This is a genomic window from Wolbachia endosymbiont of Drosophila seguyi (assembly GCF_028981765.1).
GTDB lineage: Bacteria > Pseudomonadota > Alphaproteobacteria > Rickettsiales > Anaplasmataceae > Wolbachia > Wolbachia pipientis.
On record NZ_JAPQLM010000182.1, the window covers coordinates 1 to 15373 of the forward strand.

The 15373-nt window shown below is 36.8% G+C and carries 14 protein-coding genes and 4 pseudogenes; 8 read left to right on the forward strand and 10 right to left on the reverse strand.

The annotated features are described in order from the left end of the window. Positions 1 to 191, forward strand: a pseudogene (locus OZD62_RS04825) (hypothetical protein); the annotation flags it as partial. A 352-nt stretch (positions 192 to 543) separates the two neighbouring features. Here the strand turns inward: OZD62_RS04825 and tsaD are convergent. Continuing rightward, positions 544 to 1551: a tRNA (adenosine(37)-N6)-threonylcarbamoyltransferase complex transferase subunit TsaD gene (gene tsaD / locus OZD62_RS04830; protein ID WP_010962772.1), complete on the reverse strand. Its 1008-nt coding sequence runs from the start codon at positions 1549 to 1551 to the stop codon at positions 544 to 546. 298 nt (positions 1552 to 1849) lie between these two features. On the opposite strand from tsaD, the pseudogene OZD62_RS04835 reads away from it, so the two are divergent. Then, positions 1850 to 1951: pseudogene (locus OZD62_RS04835) on the forward strand (WPE palindromic element domain-containing protein); the annotation flags it as partial. Positions 1952 to 1990: 39 nt separating this feature from the next. Here the strand turns inward: OZD62_RS04835 and OZD62_RS04840 are convergent. Further along, on the reverse strand, positions 1991 to 2728 hold the full coding sequence (locus tag OZD62_RS04840; RefSeq protein ID WP_010081987.1) for a WD_0702 family putative metalloprotease: 738 nt from the start codon (positions 2726 to 2728) through the stop codon (positions 1991 to 1993). A gap of 528 nt (positions 2729 to 3256) precedes the next feature. Next, a complete protein-coding gene (locus tag OZD62_RS04845) occupies positions 3257 to 4393 on the reverse strand; it encodes a cysteine desulfurase family protein (RefSeq protein WP_275019546.1) in 1137 nt (378 codons plus the stop codon). Positions 4394 to 4548: 155 nt separating this feature from the next. Between OZD62_RS04845 and OZD62_RS04850 the strand changes: the two genes are divergently transcribed. Next, positions 4549 to 5247, forward strand: coding sequence for an alpha/beta hydrolase (locus OZD62_RS04850; protein ID WP_275019547.1), 699 nt, complete (start codon positions 4549 to 4551; stop codon positions 5245 to 5247). Between the two features lie 238 nt (positions 5248 to 5485). Here the strand turns inward: OZD62_RS04850 and OZD62_RS04860 are convergent, their stop codons facing one another. Then, positions 5486 to 6160: an ABC transporter ATP-binding protein gene (locus OZD62_RS04860; protein ID WP_010962776.1), complete on the reverse strand. Its 675-nt coding sequence runs from the start codon at positions 6158 to 6160 to the stop codon at positions 5486 to 5488. 39 nt (positions 6161 to 6199) lie between these two features. Further along, positions 6200 to 6661, reverse strand: a complete 462-nt coding sequence (locus OZD62_RS04865; protein ID WP_010081891.1) for a HesB/IscA family protein — start codon at positions 6659 to 6661, stop codon at positions 6200 to 6202. Between the two features lie 47 nt (positions 6662 to 6708). Here OZD62_RS04865 and OZD62_RS04870 point away from each other — a divergent pair, with 47 nt between their 5' ends. The 3 genes and pseudogenes from OZD62_RS04870 to tnpC all read left to right on the forward strand — a co-directional run bounded on the left by OZD62_RS04870 (position 6709) and on the right by tnpC (position 10449). Beyond that, positions 6709 to 7908 (forward strand): deoxyguanosinetriphosphate triphosphohydrolase, encoded by a 1200-nt coding sequence (locus OZD62_RS04870; RefSeq protein WP_275019548.1) that lies wholly within the window; start codon positions 6709 to 6711, stop codon positions 7906 to 7908. Then, positions 7908 to 8990, forward strand: a complete 1083-nt coding sequence (ribD, locus tag OZD62_RS04875) for a bifunctional diaminohydroxyphosphoribosylaminopyrimidine deaminase/5-amino-6-(5-phosphoribosylamino)uracil reductase RibD (RefSeq protein WP_010962779.1) — start codon at positions 7908 to 7910, stop codon at positions 8988 to 8990. Before OZD62_RS04870 ends, ribD begins: the two co-directional genes overlap by 1 nt. Before the next feature lie 112 nt (positions 8991 to 9102). Beyond that, positions 9103 to 10449 (forward strand): annotated as a pseudogene (gene tnpC, locus OZD62_RS04880) (IS66 family transposase). A gap of 146 nt (positions 10450 to 10595) precedes the next feature. Here the strand turns inward: tnpC and rpe are convergent. Next, positions 10596 to 11273 carry a ribulose-phosphate 3-epimerase gene (gene rpe, locus OZD62_RS04885; RefSeq protein WP_275019549.1) on the reverse strand — a complete coding sequence of 226 codons (678 nt, stop codon included), beginning with the start codon at positions 11271 to 11273 and terminating at the stop codon, positions 10596 to 10598. 94 nt (positions 11274 to 11367) lie between these two features. Next, positions 11368 to 11796, reverse strand: coding sequence for a zinc-ribbon domain-containing protein (locus OZD62_RS04890; RefSeq protein ID WP_275019550.1), 429 nt, complete (start codon positions 11794 to 11796; stop codon positions 11368 to 11370). A gap of 73 nt (positions 11797 to 11869) precedes the next feature. On the opposite strand from OZD62_RS04890, the gene dapD reads away from it, so the two are divergent. Next, on the forward strand, positions 11870 to 12700 hold the full coding sequence (dapD, locus tag OZD62_RS04895; RefSeq protein ID WP_010962782.1) for a 2,3,4,5-tetrahydropyridine-2,6-dicarboxylate N-succinyltransferase: 831 nt from the start codon (positions 11870 to 11872) through the stop codon (positions 12698 to 12700). 6 nt (positions 12701 to 12706) lie between these two features. Here the strand turns inward: dapD and OZD62_RS04900 are convergent, their stop codons facing one another. Together OZD62_RS04900 and OZD62_RS04905 are read right to left on the reverse strand one after the other, a co-directional pair. Continuing rightward, entirely contained in the window at positions 12707 to 12991 is a 285-nt protein-coding gene (locus OZD62_RS04900; RefSeq protein ID WP_010962783.1) for a DUF2610 domain-containing protein, read from the reverse strand. Further along, positions 12992 to 13363, reverse strand: a complete 372-nt coding sequence (locus OZD62_RS04905; RefSeq protein WP_022626336.1) for a hypothetical protein — start codon at positions 13361 to 13363, stop codon at positions 12992 to 12994. A 101-nt stretch (positions 13364 to 13464) separates the two neighbouring features. Here OZD62_RS04905 and OZD62_RS04910 point away from each other — a divergent pair, with 101 nt between their 5' ends. Then, the gene (locus OZD62_RS04910; protein ID WP_010962785.1) at positions 13465 to 14514 is read left to right on the forward strand and encodes a class I SAM-dependent methyltransferase; all 1050 of its coding nucleotides are present in this window, start codon (positions 13465 to 13467) and stop codon (positions 14512 to 14514) included. A gap of 271 nt (positions 14515 to 14785) precedes the next feature. Here OZD62_RS04910 and terL read toward each other — a convergent pair. After that, a pseudogene (gene terL / locus OZD62_RS04915) lies at positions 14786 to 15310 on the reverse strand (phage terminase large subunit); the annotation flags it as partial. Positions 15311 to 15373 lie beyond the last annotated feature (63 nt).

The following is a 15373-nucleotide window of genomic DNA, read 5'->3' on the forward strand; positions in this document are numbered from 1 at the left end:
AAGTTGATCGGCATGGCAGCATATCAAAGATGGGACCAGCGGAATGTAGAAGTATGTTATATGAAGCTGCACAAACAATGCTTACAGTTACCAAGAGGACATTTAAATTAAAAAACTGGGGTTGCGAAGAAAAAAGGAATGAAAAAAGCAATTGTAGCAGTAGCAAGAAAATTAGCTGTAATTATGCATAGGATGTTGGTTGATAAAACAGAATTTTATTATCAATAAACATCAAAAGAGCATAGGACAATAATTTTATTGAAAATAAAGATAGCAATGCCGATGGAAGGGACAAGCAAGAACTTAGTTAGACTTCGTGGTAAACATGTTGCCGTCCACTTCCGCCTAACAAGTATAATGCGGCTTGACAAATTTATTGTCATCTCAGACCGCGGAGAGAACCATATGCTACTTTTAACTTATGTAAAATTACCAAGGATTATGGAGAAGATATGCTGTTTTGATTTGTGTGAAAATTATTGTTGACTTATGTGCAATTAGAGAACCTAAGTCACTTTAGCTATAATTCAGAATTGAGAGCTTTTAATAACTCTCTAACTCCCACTTAGGTCTTGGTGCAAAATTAAGTGGATCTATATAATTTTTCTGTAACCTTTCAATTCCTGTCCATCCAACCATAATTGCATTGTCTGTACATAGGTCGTTAGGGGGAAAAAATATGTTTAAGTTTATGTGTTGTTTTAATTTTTCTCTCAAGAAATTATTTGCTGCAACTCCGCCGGTAATCACAAAGTCATTGATTTTGATATTTAAAGATTCGGCCATAATAATTGCATTACTAACCCTGTCCAGCAGTATGTCACTAATACACTCTTGAAACGAAGCACATACATCACACACATCTTGCTCGCTCATTTTAAGTTCTTGTACTAAGTTTTTTACTGCTGTTTTAATCCCAGAAAACGAAAAGTTACATCCAGAACGTTTTATCATTGCCCTTGGCAGTTTGAATCTTGTGCCATTGCCTTTTTTAGCCAACTTTTCAATTAATGGGCCTCCTGGGTAGCTTAAACCCAGCATCTTAGCAACTTTATCAAATGCTTCTCCTAGTGAATCATCGAGCGTTTCTCCAAGTTTAATGTATTTACCTACATCCTGTGCAATTAAAAATTGACAGTGACCACCTGATATTAGTAGGACTAAAAATGGAAATTTTACCTCATGCAGTAACCTAATAACCAATGCATGCGCTTCTAAGTGATTCACTGCAATGAATGGTTTTTGTGCTACATGCGCAATTGCTTTAGCCATCATTGTACCAACTATTAATCCACCTATGAGTCCTGGTCCTGATGTTGCTGCAATTGCATTGAGGTCACAAAAGTTAAGGTTAGATTTTTCCACGGCGCTTTTTATTAGACCACTTAAATGCTCCATATGAGCACGTGAAGCTATTTCAGGGATCACCCCACCACGTTTTTTGTGTTCTGCTTGGGAGAGAATTTCGTGAGCAAGGACTTGCTTGTCACTATTTACAATCGCTACTGCAGTTTCGTCGCAGCTTGTTTCAACAGCTAAAATGGTTTTCATGTATATTTAGTTACTGTATTACCAAAACTATACTTTGAAACGCTGTAGAAGTTAACTGCAAAGTTAACTTCTATAGCTAAAAGATTTACCGACAACCGTCATTCCGCTACGTGTTAGCTGATGAGATACCGCGCACAACTGTACGAACATTCATTCTTAAAGGTAAACTGCACAGCAAATGGTGTCATTCCAGTGCTTGACACTGGAATCCAGCCTTGCCGTAATCTCATCAAGAACGTTGTGTTTTAACATAAGATCAGCCACTTTTATGCTCACCAACTTAGTACCCAATCCAAATTCCTGGATTCCAGTGTCAAGCACTGGAATGACACCATCTACTACTCAAATTACCTGCAAATTGCAATGTTCGTACACCAAAAGAATGAATCGCGGTATGACGGTTCGCGGCGGCATGACGTAGGAAAACCTGCACTATAAGCTAATCATCATCTCCAAATATAGAGCTAATTTTTTTGCCCCCAGGAGAAAATTTATTAGTCCAACTGCTTTGCACTTTGGTTACGTCTTTAGTGGCAGTTTTATTGCTGTATTCCTTGATTTCCTTATCTATTCTCTCCATCATTTGTGAATCAAGGTAGCTCTTTTTCCATTGGCCAGTAGCAAGGAACACTTTGTTTAAGTCTTGAGTGCGGATTAAGTATTCTTTATCTTTAGGGTAAACCTCCTGCGCCCAAGCAAATAGCTCAAAATAGCGTGCAAATAATTCAGATGCACGTGATTTTGCAGTTTGATAAGCCTGTATCTCCTTAAATATAACTTGGCCGATAATTTTCTGCACAAGAATATTTGCTTGCTTTAGGTTCTGCTCAATATCCTGGTAAACTTTATGGAGAAATTCCTGTTCCAAACTTAAGTTCAGTTCATTTTCAACCATGTGTGAAAGTTCATGCACTATAATGTATGGGTTTGACTTCCTCAGTACAATAACATATCTATTTACACTGGAAGACCTGATTGTCTTACACACTCCCTCTTCCATATCCACTAATCCCTCTTGGTATATTTCAAATGAGAGCCTGTTTTGCTTTATTAGTGATAAAGTGAGGTTTAATGTGTTTCTAAACTTCTCAAATTGATAGAGATATTCGACATACCGTATTGCATTTTCACTGCTTCCTACTTGAGTTGCTTGTTTTATTAAATTCCTGATTAGCATACCTTATTATTAAAGGAATTCTTTTTATACTCAAGAATTGATTGGCTACAAAGTGTTTTTAGGAAGCCTGATTGCATAGCTAAAGTAATTCATGTTTACTGATAACCGTCATACCGCTGCTTGTCAGCGGGATCTATGGTGAGATATCGCGAATGAATCCATAGCTGTACGAACATTCATTTTTGAAGGTAAATTGCACAGCAAATGGTGTCATTCCAGTGCTCTTTTTTTGTCATCCCAGTCTGGGATCTATTTTGCATGTAACTCCAATTGTGTTTTGGCATAAAACGCGACACGTATTAGACTTATTTGCAAGCAAAGCTTGCTAGATCCAAGTAGTCAGGACACTGGAATGACACCATAGGGGCACTGCCGTCATAAAGGAACCAGTGTCAGCTACTTGGATGACAGCTAGCCTAACAACCGTCATCCCGCTGCTTGTTAGCGGGATCTAGAGATACCGCGGGGTTGTAAAGTAATTTTTTACATCTAATGCTCGGCCAGTGCCTGCATGATACCACGTATTATCTATACCAAGGTGTTCTGCTTGTAGATATTATACCAACAATCCACTATTTTTTTTATGTCTTGTGGTTTAGTTTCTGGACCTATACTGATTCTAATTGAACACTCTGCTTGCTCTTTTGTTGCCCCCATTGCAAGCAAAACATGGGAAGGCTCAACTTTTCCAGAAGAACATGCGGAGCCATTACTAACTGCAATATGATTCAAGTCAAAATGCATAAGCTGCACATCACTCTTTACTCCTGGCATATAAATAAAACTTGTGTTTGGCAGCCTCTTAGAGTTTTTACCGAAGATTCTTATGTCACTGGCAAGATTTAATAATTCACACTCTAATTGATCACGTAGCTCCTTTACTTCATCCATTTTTGATAGAAGGTCTGGAATATTTTGCAGCGCAGCAGAAAGGCCTGCAATCGCAACAATATTTTCCGTACCACCACGCAATCCCTTCTCTTGTCCACCACCTATTATAATAGGTTCTATCGCAAGTTCTTTATTGAATATTAAAACTCCACTGCCTGCTACACCGCCAAATTTATGGGCGGATAAAGTGAGTAAATCCACTCCTAAATCTTCCATATTAACTTTAATTTTCCCAACACTTTGAGCAGTGTCAGTGTGGCAAATTGCTCCAAATTTGTGGGCTATTTCAGCTATTTCCTCAATAGGTTGAATAACTCCGGTTTCGTTATTTGCCATCATAACTGAAACTATTGCTTTGTTTCCTTTAAGTTCGCTTAGAATTTTTTCTAGCTCTAAAAAGTCAACAATGCCCTCCTGATTAACAGGTATTATATATGGATTACATGCAGAATTAAGAATTGAAGGATGCTCTATAGCTGAAATTATATGCAGGTAGCCTGCTATTCCTCTCATAACAAGGTTATTCGCTTCAGTTGCACCAGACGTAAAAACTATTTCTTTATCACTTGAGACGCCAATAGCACCACGTACGTTATCTCTTGCATCCTGAAGAATCTTCCTCGCTTCTTGTCCTCTTTTATGTAGTGATGATGGATTGAGCGTTTGTTTTAACAAGACCTCAAATATACTTTTTTTTACATTTTCACTAATTGGAGCAGTTGCATTGTAATCAGCATATACGCAACCACTATTTTCTAAAGAGAATGGACTCATCTGTCACTTAAATAAGTTTACCATCAACTATAGCCATAACTATGTACGTTAGCTTTAACACGATAAAAAATTTATTGCAAAAACAGCGAAATTAATACATAATTAATAACTCACGTCATTAATACCTGTCAAGCGGGTTCTTATTAGGGGTTACCATGGTTGAAGTTTTTTTGAATAATGCAACAAGAAAGATAGAAGGTGAATACCACCAAAGCAAAGAGGCCAACGCGCCGGTTGTGCTGGTTTTACATCATCATCCTCAATATGGTGGTAATATGGATAGTAAAATTGTACATAGTACATATACGTCTTTTATCGATAACAATTTTTCTGCATTGAAAATTAACTTTCGTGGTGTGGGAAAATCTACCGGAGCTTTTGATAAGGGTATAGGAGAATTAACTGACGCTGCGGTAGCCATTGATTGGCTTCAGGAACATAATCCTAGCAATGTTCCAATTTGGATCGCTGGTTTTTCTTTTGGAGCATGGGTGGCTATGCAGCTAACAATACGCCGCCCTGAGATAGTGGGTTTTATTGCTCTTTCTCTTCCGGTAACTAAGTACGATTTTTCTTTTCTTTCTCCCTGTCCAGTTTCTGGGCTTATAATACAAAGCAGTAATGATACAATCTCAGAAGAAAGCGATGTAACAGAATTAGCAAAAAGGTTGATAAATTCAGTAAGAAGTGATCACATGAAATACTATATAATAGATGATACTAATCACTTTCTAAAGGATAAAGAAGAGGAAGTGACTCAAATCGTGGGCAATTATATAAAACTGCGCTTGAATAGTGCAACTATTTCTTTTCAAAAGGTCAAAAAAGAGGTAAGGGTAAAAGAATATGCCTAATCTTTACAAACAAGAGAAATGAGTGTAGTAATATAAATGAAAAGGTTTTGTTATGTTTAAAAAGCTATTATTTTTTGTTTTAGCTGTGTTTATGTTATCGGGGTGTTCCCTAAGTAAACAGCGTAAGTTAAAAAGTCCGTGTATAAAAAGCAATGAAAGCATTTCATGCGAGTTGTACTCTGTTAATGATCATTGGTTAGATAAGTATAAGGCATAGAAATTGTGCTATTTTTCCTATTCACAACTTCACTAATGATCGATCTCTCAATTGGAAAATGCAGTCTGCCTTTTCTGCAAGGAGATGATTGTGTGTTACTATAAGCATAGAGCTGTTATTTTCCTTTACGTATGAATGTAGCAGTAAAAACACGTTAAAAGAATTTGTTGGATCTAAGTTTCCTGTTGGCTCATCTGCAAGTAAAAGCTTTGGAGAATTTACAATGCTTCTTGCAATTGCAACTCTCTGCCTTTCCCCACCCGAAACTTCAGATACCATGCTACTTGCTTTGTTTTCCAGACCAAATTTTTCCAACATTGCTTGCGAATTTTTTTTTGCTTCAGCTTTGCTTTTTCCTGCAATGAGTTGAGGAAGCATAATATTTTCCAACACCGATAACTCTTGTAACAAATAGTGAAATTGATAAACAAAACTAAGAAAATTTCTTCTTACATGAGTTTTATGCTTATTACTGGCTTGTGTGCAATTTATTCCATCTATCGTAACTATACCTGAAGTTGGCTTGTCCAACAAGCCTGCGATTTGCAATATAGTTGTTTTCCCTGCACCTGAATCGCCAATCAGCGCTACTACTTGCCCTCTTGTGACACTTAAGTTGATATCCTTTACAACAGCAGAATTGTTCTTGAAGCTTTTATCTACGGAAGTTAGTTCTAGTGCTACATTACCACCCATGTTTAAAAGATCCAGAAGGCATCTAAGTTTTAGTAATAATTAAACCGAAAAACTGTTACCACAACCACATTGAGACTTAGCAAAGGCATTCTTTATTTGAAAACCAGAACCACTGAGATCCTCAGTATAATCTATAACTGAGTTATTTAAAAATTTTGCTGAACAATTATCAACCATTAATACAGGGTTTCCATTTTCATCATTAATTACTATATCTTTACCTTTTTCGCTAAAACTGGAGTGGCTTCTATAGTCCTCACTTTCTTCATAGTCATCATCTTCGTCTTCGTCATCAAACTCATCATCGTAATCATCGTCTTCATCATCCAAAGATAGATTTTTATTCATTTGATCCATAAGAAAATTGTATTTGAAGCCAGAACACCCACCACCTGAAACTGCAACCCGTAAAATGGAACTCTTATCCCCTTCCTGCTCTGCAAGAGAGTGGATTTTTTTTAGTGCATTATCAGTTAAGTTGATGTTGTAATTTGTTGACATAGTAACCACCGCTTATTATTGATAACTTATTATAGTAGAAATTTTACATGTCAAACAATAACTTTCTATTAAATTATGCATGTTTTCCAAGCAAAACAAAAGGGAGATACTTCAAAGAGCCAGAAGATGAGAATCGCAGCTGCTTTCAGCGTGATAGGGACCGCATCATTCACTCTAATGCGTTTAGAAAATTGGAGTACAAAACACAAGTTTTTATCAATTATGAGCACGACTACTATCGCACTCGGCTTACTCATAGCCTTGAAGTTGCACAAATTGCAAGGTCCATTGCGCGTAGACTTGGCTTAAATGAGGATATCACTGAATGCATAGCGCTCGCACATGATCTTGGTCATCCTCCATTTGGTCATGCAGGTGAAGATGCTCTAAAGAAATCAGTTCAAGATTTGAATCTTGATAACGAGAAGTATGAGTTTGATCATAATGTTCAAGCTATAAGGATTTTAACTTACCTCGAACAAAAACATGCTGATTTTGATGGTATGAATCTAAGTTGGGAGGTGATTGAAGGAGTTGCAAAACATAACGGTCCCTTGCTTGGTCAAAACGTGGAGTCTTCTACAAATAATCAGCTGTTATTAGAATACAACAAAAAATATGATCTAAAACTTGAAGAATTTTCAAGCATTGAAGCGCAAGTTGCTTCAATTGCCGATGATATTGCTTACAGTGTTCACGATCTTGATGATGCACTCAGGGCGAATTTAGTAACCATCGAAGATTTGCTGAATGTTCCTTTAATTGAAAAAATGTTTAAAGACATAAGGAGCAGATATTCAGAATTGCCTCAGAGCAAACTCATACATGAATCACTGAGTGGAACTATAGGAACTATGATAAGTGATGTTGTTTCTCAGACTGAAAGAAATATTGAAGATCACAAAATAAAAAGCGTAGAAGACGTAAGAAGTCTAAATAAAATGCTAGTCACATTTTCACCAGAAGTTGCGAATGCTACAAAAGAAATGAAAAGATTCAACATGGAGAAAATATACAGAAGCTATAAACTGAGTAGAACGATGAACAAAGCAAAACGCATAATACAGGAACTCTTTCAATGTTTTTATGAAAACCCAGGATTACTTCCCACAGAGTGGAGCAAACTCGCTTGTGAATCTCAGCGTTCAGTAATAATATGTGACTATATCTCAGGTATGACAGATAGATTTGCTATACACGAGCACAGAAGAATTTTTGATACCTCATACGAAATGACTTCTTTCTAATGACTGATGATCATTTCATGTCAATTGCATTAAGGCTTGCAGAAAAAAATCTTGGAAATGTTGCACCAAATCCTGCTGTCGGGTGTATTATTGTAAAGGATGGTACAATTGTTAGTGAGGGATACACAGGGATTGGTGGGCGTCCGCATGCGGAGGTAGTCGCTTTGCAAAACGCTAAAGATTCAACTCATGGCGCAACTATATATATCACTCTTGAGCCATGTTGTCATCACGGAGTCACGGGGCCTTGCACTGCAAAAATCATAAAAGCTAGCATAAAAAGAGTAGTAATTGCAACTATTGACCCAGATAGTAGAGTTTCAGGCAGAGGCATGAAAGCTCTGAAAGAAGCAGGAATTGAAGTTGAGCAAGGTATTATGCAAAAAGAGGCAAAAGAACTGAATGTCGGTTTTTTCACCACTAAAGAATTACATAGACCATTTATAGCTTGCAAAGTCGCAACAACTCTTGACGGAAAAATCGCAACATTTACAGGCGATAGCAAATGGATAACAAGTGAAAATACGAGAAACTGGGTGCATGAGCTCAGAACGAAATATGATGCAATTATGATTGGCAGCAATACTCTTATTAATGATGATCCACTCTTAACTTGCAGATTACCAGGACTCGGAAGTAGATCGCCAATAAGGCTAATTATAGATAGTCAAGGGAGATTAAAGGAAGAGCATAACATTGCAAAGACTGCAGACAAAGTAATAACTTGGGTCATCACAAATAAAGAAGTAGAGAAAAAAATAAAAAACATTAACTACTTAGTAGTTAATTCAAGCAACGCAGGTAAGGTTTGCCTAAAGGACATGGCATTAAAACTTGTTTCAGAAATTGGTATAACAAGATTATTAGTTGAAGGTGGAGGAGTGTTAATCACAGAACTATTAAAGTGTAATTTAATCGACAGGTTGATAATATGCCGCAGTGGTAAAATTTTAGGCAATGATGCCACTCCTTTTGTAGGAGATTTAGGGATTCAATTCATTAACAACTGTTATCAGTTTAAAAAAACAAAGATAATAGAGTTTAGTGAGGATATAGTTGAGGTTTGGGATAGGTCGTCATAATCCTTACATACTCAAACAGTAAAAAAAAGGTATCCGTTCAGCGGAGCGGTAAAATAAAAAGTAGACAAGGAGTGCTAAAAACATAATATCACAAGTAGTATGTGTGGTAAATATGTCTGATCTACTAGCTAGTCTTCTCAAGCTCTGTGAAAGCTTTAAAATAGAGATAGAGCAACTAAAAGCAGAGATAAAGAGGTTAGAGATAGAAAACGAAAATTTTAGATCTGAGAATAAGGCGCTAAGAATCGAAAATGCTGAATTGAAAGAAAGACTAGGTCTGAATTCACAAAATTCATCGATACCGAGCTCAAAAGAGTTATACAAGCTAAAGAAGAAAAAGAAAAAAAGTGACAGGAAAATAGGGGCACAGATTGGGCATGAAGGAAAGTATCGCCCTAAAATGGAAGCAGATGAAGTGGTGAAAATAGAGTTCTTGCGAGTGCGGAGGAGAAATTGCGATATCGAAAGAGCCATACATTCATCAAAAAGTTGATTTGCCAGCTTATGTTGTGGAATACCAATGGCCGCTGTTGCAAGTGTGGAAAAAGAAAAAGTAGCAGGCTACCAGAAGGTGTTACTGCGGATACATTTGGTCCAAAAGTTAAGTCAACAATTGCGGCGCTGAGCGGATTTTACAAGAACTCGAAAAGAGAAGTAGCAAATATTATAAAAAATATTTTCAACCTGGACATCAGTGTTGGTAGCGTGTCAAATAGCGAGGCTAGAGTTGCAGAAAAATGCCAAGAAGCATATGAGCAAATCGAGCAAGAAGTAAGTAAAAGTGAAGTTCTGCATATCGATGAAACGAGCCATTATAACAAAGGTAAACTTGGTTGGTGCTGGATGTTTGCCAGTAATACAGCAAGTTTTATAAAATTGACAGAGTCAAGAGGAATGAAGGTTTTACAAAATAGTAAGTTCTGCAATCGCAATAGCTTACGACAGGTACGCAGCATACAACTACTTTGCCGATAAGAATAGGCAAATCTGTTGGGCACATTTATCAAGAGATTTTGAAAGATTAGCACATAGTTGAAGTTAAAGTTCTGGGCTGTTACTTAAGAAACGTAGCCACTGAATTATTTGCACTAAAAAAGGCCTTGCTAAAAAATGAGATAGATTTTTTTAGATTTACCAGACGTGCCAGAAAGTTGCGAAAACGTACAAGGTATTACTTGAAGCCGTTTACCTGAAGCAATTGGAGCTTCTCGAGTTGCAAAGAATATTTTGAAATCTGAAAGAATGATGTGGAAATTTTTAGATGACCCAGAAAACATTCCGCTGACAAACAACCATGCTGAACAGCAGATACGGCATTATGTCGTTTATCGCAAAAATTCATATTTTACCCAATCGAAGTGGGGAACTTGAACGGATAATTTCATTATACTTGACATGGAAACAAAGGGGTCTCAATCCTTTCCAAAACCTCTTATCTATCATCTCTCACACCGCTTAGCTGAACGGATACAACCCAAGAAAGGTTTTTCTACGTCATACCGCCGCGGTATCTCAGCATAGATTCCGCTAACGAGTAGCGGAATGACGAATTTGTTGTTTTTCAAATTGTAGGTAAACCTAAGCCACTTTAGCTATATAGGATTACTACGATGGATTTTTAAGATAGTTTATGGCCTTCTTAATATCTTCAGCCTTGAATATCGCCGATCCCGCAACTAAAATATCTGCACCTGCTTTTATTATATCAGCTGCGTTAAAAAAGTTAATTCCACCATCTACTGAAATTTGTGTTTTAAGGTTACGCTCTTGTATCATTTTTTTTATAGTAGATATCTTGTTCAACTGTGAATGAATGAATTCCTGCCCTCCAAAGCCAGGGTTGACTGTCATAATCAGCACAATATCTAGCTCATGTATTATATATTCAAGCACACTTGGAGAAGTTGAAGGAACAATTGAAACTCCAACTTGAATCGGTTTTTTTTCGTCGTTTACATTTTTGTATGACTTTATCTTTCTTATCAACCTCTCAAGGTGTGTCTCTGCTTCTGCATGTACAGTGATAATATCAGCACCAGCATTTATAAAGCTTTCAATGTGGTTACCAGGAGATTTGACCATTAAATGCACATCAAAAGGAAGATTGCTATATTTACGTATTGCAGAAACAACGCTAGGACCAATTGTAATATTTGGAACGAAATTCCCATCCATAATGTCTATGTGTATGTAATCCACACCTAAATCGCTAATTTTTCTTACTTCTTCCCCTAATTTTGCAAAATCTGCTGAAAGTATAGAAGGTGCAATTTTAATACTCATGGGCTGCCTTTTTTGCTAAAAAATAACTTATTTTCAAAACTCTGTCACCCTAAGCACCATCTGAGTAGCTAGAGACCGATATCGGTATGCCTATTTAACTAGATCTTAAATTAGATAAAAAAAGGTAGTCTTGATAAAACTTATTTACAGCAAGTTTTTTTACATTTGGACTTTCTGTTTGTTCTTTTTTGTACCCTAATTTATAGCTTATTGAATCCTTGTATAAACTGATCGTTTTGTATGCTTTGTTCATCTCTCTAGGAAAGATGCCGTTAGCAATTACGACGCATAACCCTGTAGCTGTTGCAAAAGCTAGAGTGGTAAATGCTAGATTTTGTAAAAAATTCCTTCCACTAACTTTTTTTTCCTGTATATTAGCAGAGTGCGATTTGTTTGACACTTCTTCTAGATATTCACGCCATATGTGATTGCAGTTCGTACATTTTACCTTTCTTCCAGACGCGCCAATTTGCTTAGGAGATACTAAGTAAGTTTTAGTACAACTATTACATTGTATTTTCATAGCACTTACATATAAGTAGTAACAAGCCCAAATGATACGAGCTACAAATTTAATATCAATATATATATAACAAATGGAAGGTTTGCAACTAAAAAAAACACAGAGTGAGATAAAAGATATTTGGAAAAATAGAGAAAAATTTAATGACTGTAATCTAAAGAAAACAGCAAGAATAGCAATTAAAGAGGTAATTGAGCTCCTTGATAGTGGCAAAATTAGAGTAGCAGAAAAGCTATCAAGTGGAGAATGGGTAGTACATAAGTGGATAAAGCAAGCAATATTATTACATTTTCTCACCGAAGAAAATAAAATAATAGATAATACCAATTGCTGGTTTGATAAGATCGGTAACAAGTTTAGTGAATGGAATGAGGAGAAATTTCGCCGGTTAAAAATTAGAGCAGTTCCTGGGTGTTTTGTTCGCCGATCTGCTTATATAGGTACAAATGTTGTTCTAATGCCAAGTTTTATCAACGTTGGTGCATATGTTGATTCAGGAACAATGATAGATACCTGGTCAACGATTGGTAGCTGTGCGCAAATAGGAAAAAACTGTCATATTTCTGGTGGAGTGGGAATAGGTGGAGTTCTTGAGCCTATTCAAGCTTCACCTGTCATTATAGAAGATAATTGCTTTATTGGAGCACGTAGCGAAGTGGCCGAGGGTGTGGTAGTGAGAGAAGGATCAGTCCTTGGCATAGGCGTGTTTATTGGGGCATCAACAAAGATTATTGATAGAGAAACTAGCAAGGTATTTTACGGCGAAGTGCCACCTTATTCTGTAGTGGTACCAGGGTCTATTCCATCTAAAAATAATATTTCAACCTATTGTGCAGTCATAGTAAAAAAAGTGGATGAAAAGACGAGATCGAAAATCTCTATAAATGAAATATTGAGGGATTAAACTATCTTACTCCTTGTCGTCACTTTTTTTATCATTATTACTAACCACAGTAATGGCATACGCGCATAACTCTGAGAAAGAGACTCCATTTTCTTGAGATAGTTTATATAATTTTTGTAGACTTTCTTTTACTTTATTAGGGATATTCCCTCCACGTTCTTTTACAAGCCAGGAATCTTGATGATGAATTGGATGAGCATCGCTTTTTGGATTTCCTATATATATTGCAAAAGGTGAACTTTGCCCTTTGAAGTCACATTGTACAGTAAATTTTTTTATAGATTCGGCCATTTAAAGACCTCTACTTTTCTTTTTGGTCGATTTTATAGCAGGTGGAAGAGGTGGTTTCTTTATAAAATCTTGTCTATTGACAACACTTTCTCTACCTTCCAAAGCTCGGCGAACATCAGCTCTGCTTAATTGCGACTCTTTTGCTACCTTCATTCCATGCTTTGCCATAATATTAGCACATGCTAGTACTTTTTTTACCAATTCTAGATCACCATTTAGCATTTGAACTAGCACTTGAAACACTTCCGCTAAAGTTAGCCCATCAGCATTTATAACCTTGTTTTCTATAAAATTGACAGCTTCTTCAAATTTGTATTCAATACTATCATCTTGAGGTATAAGGGCAACATAATCGGTGTTTTTGTCGTCCATAACTGAAGCACTATTACTCACAAACTTAAGTTTATACTATATATATAAATACTCTACTATTTTATATTATGGCACGCTATAGTTAAACATTTATTAATAACATGCTCACTTATATACACGAATTAATTGACAAAAGTCAAGGATCAATATCCATCAGTGATTTCATGAATGCCGTTTTGTACCATGAAAAATACGGCTATTATACAAGTAAATTACCGCTTGGTAAGGATGGTGATTTTACTACCGCACCTGAGATCAGCCAATTATTTGGTGAAGTAATTGCAGTTTGGATAATGCATACATGGGAAAAATTAGGAAAGCCATCAAAATTTTCTCTAGTTGAACTTGGGCCAGGCAAAGGAACACTCATTCACGATATAATAAGAGTCACTAAAAAATACAGCAGCTTTTTTAATTCAATGTTGATCCACTTAGTTGAAATAAGCCCTACTTTACGGAAGATACAAAAGGAAAAATTAAAAAGCTTAGATGTTAATTGGCACAAAAATATTGACAACCTACCAGAACAACCAACCATTTTTTTAGCAAATGAGTTCTTTGACGCTCTTCCGATAGATCAGTTTGTATATCATGATGAGGGGTGGTATGAAAATATGGTGACAAAACAAGATGATGGCAGTCTCTTGGTGTCATGCCAGTGCGTGACACTGGAATCCAGAAAAAAAGAATCATGGATTCCAGTGTCAGCTACTCAGATGACAAATGGAAAATTTTTTAATGGTGCAGTGGTGGAAATATGTTCAGTTGGGGTTGAAATATTAAAAAAACTTGAGAAGAAGATATATAATAATAAAGGAGCTGCTTTGATTGTAGATTACGGTTATGTATACCCCGCATATAAGAGCACTTTGCAATCGATAAAACAACATAAGTATGCTAATTTTCTTGAGAATGTTGGTAATAGTGATATTACCGCACTTGTGAACTTTCAAGCGTTAAGAGATCCATTAAAGCATGTAGATTGTGAGATTTTAACTCAAAGGGAATTTTTATATCTTTTTGGCATAAAAGAAAGAACCCAGGCTTTAATGAAAAGCGCAAGTGATGAACAAAAGAATAGGATCTTTAGTGAATTCTTAAGGTTGACTGAAAATATGGGCACTCTTTTTAAAGCAATGCTATTGATATAGCTAACCCAAGAAAGGTTTCCCTACATCATACCGCCGCGATATCTCAGCATAGATTCCGCTAACGAGTAGTGGAATGACGAGCTTATTGTCATGCCGCCGCGAACCGTCATACCGCGATTCATTCGCGGTATCCCAGCCGCTAACAAAGCGGGATGACGAGCTTATCGTCATCCCGCCGCGAACCGTCATACCGCTGCGGTATCTCAGCCGCTAATAAGTAGCGGGATGACGGTTGTCTCCTAGCTGTCATCCCAGTACTGGTAGACTCAAATCACAATGCTCGTATAGCTGCAACCCTGGAGGTACTGTTTCTCACCCACTGCAAATATTGCACGGTACTGTCCACTTGGTCGTCGTGGCGCGTTTCAGGAAACATTAAAATCTCATACTCAAAATCGTTCAGCCATACTGCTTGATGTGGCAGAAAAACCTTGCCAGACTCTATAATCGGAACAATTTGATGAAATCGAGTGAGCTTGTCATCATGTGGCACTATTTCAATCATCGGTAAATCACTGTTTGTCTTTAGCTCTTGCACCAATTGTTGACCACTTGTTTTTGCTTCGATTAAAATTGCGTGTGGCGTCCATCTTGCAGCTAGTGACAAAACCTGTTCTTTAAGCTTTGGATACTCAAGCTTTGCGCGATATACGTCGAGTAAATAGAATTTATTATCTATTTTTGCCCAGGTGGTGCAGACACTAAAGTTGCTCATGTTACTTGTTGAAACCGCAGTATCCCAACTTTGTGTTATATGCGAGAGATTATCAGGAAATTTTTTATAGCGTTTCAGAGGTTGTCCGGAAACAAGTAAAAGGCTATAATATCTGAAATTTTAGTACGGGGTAAAGATGAGAAA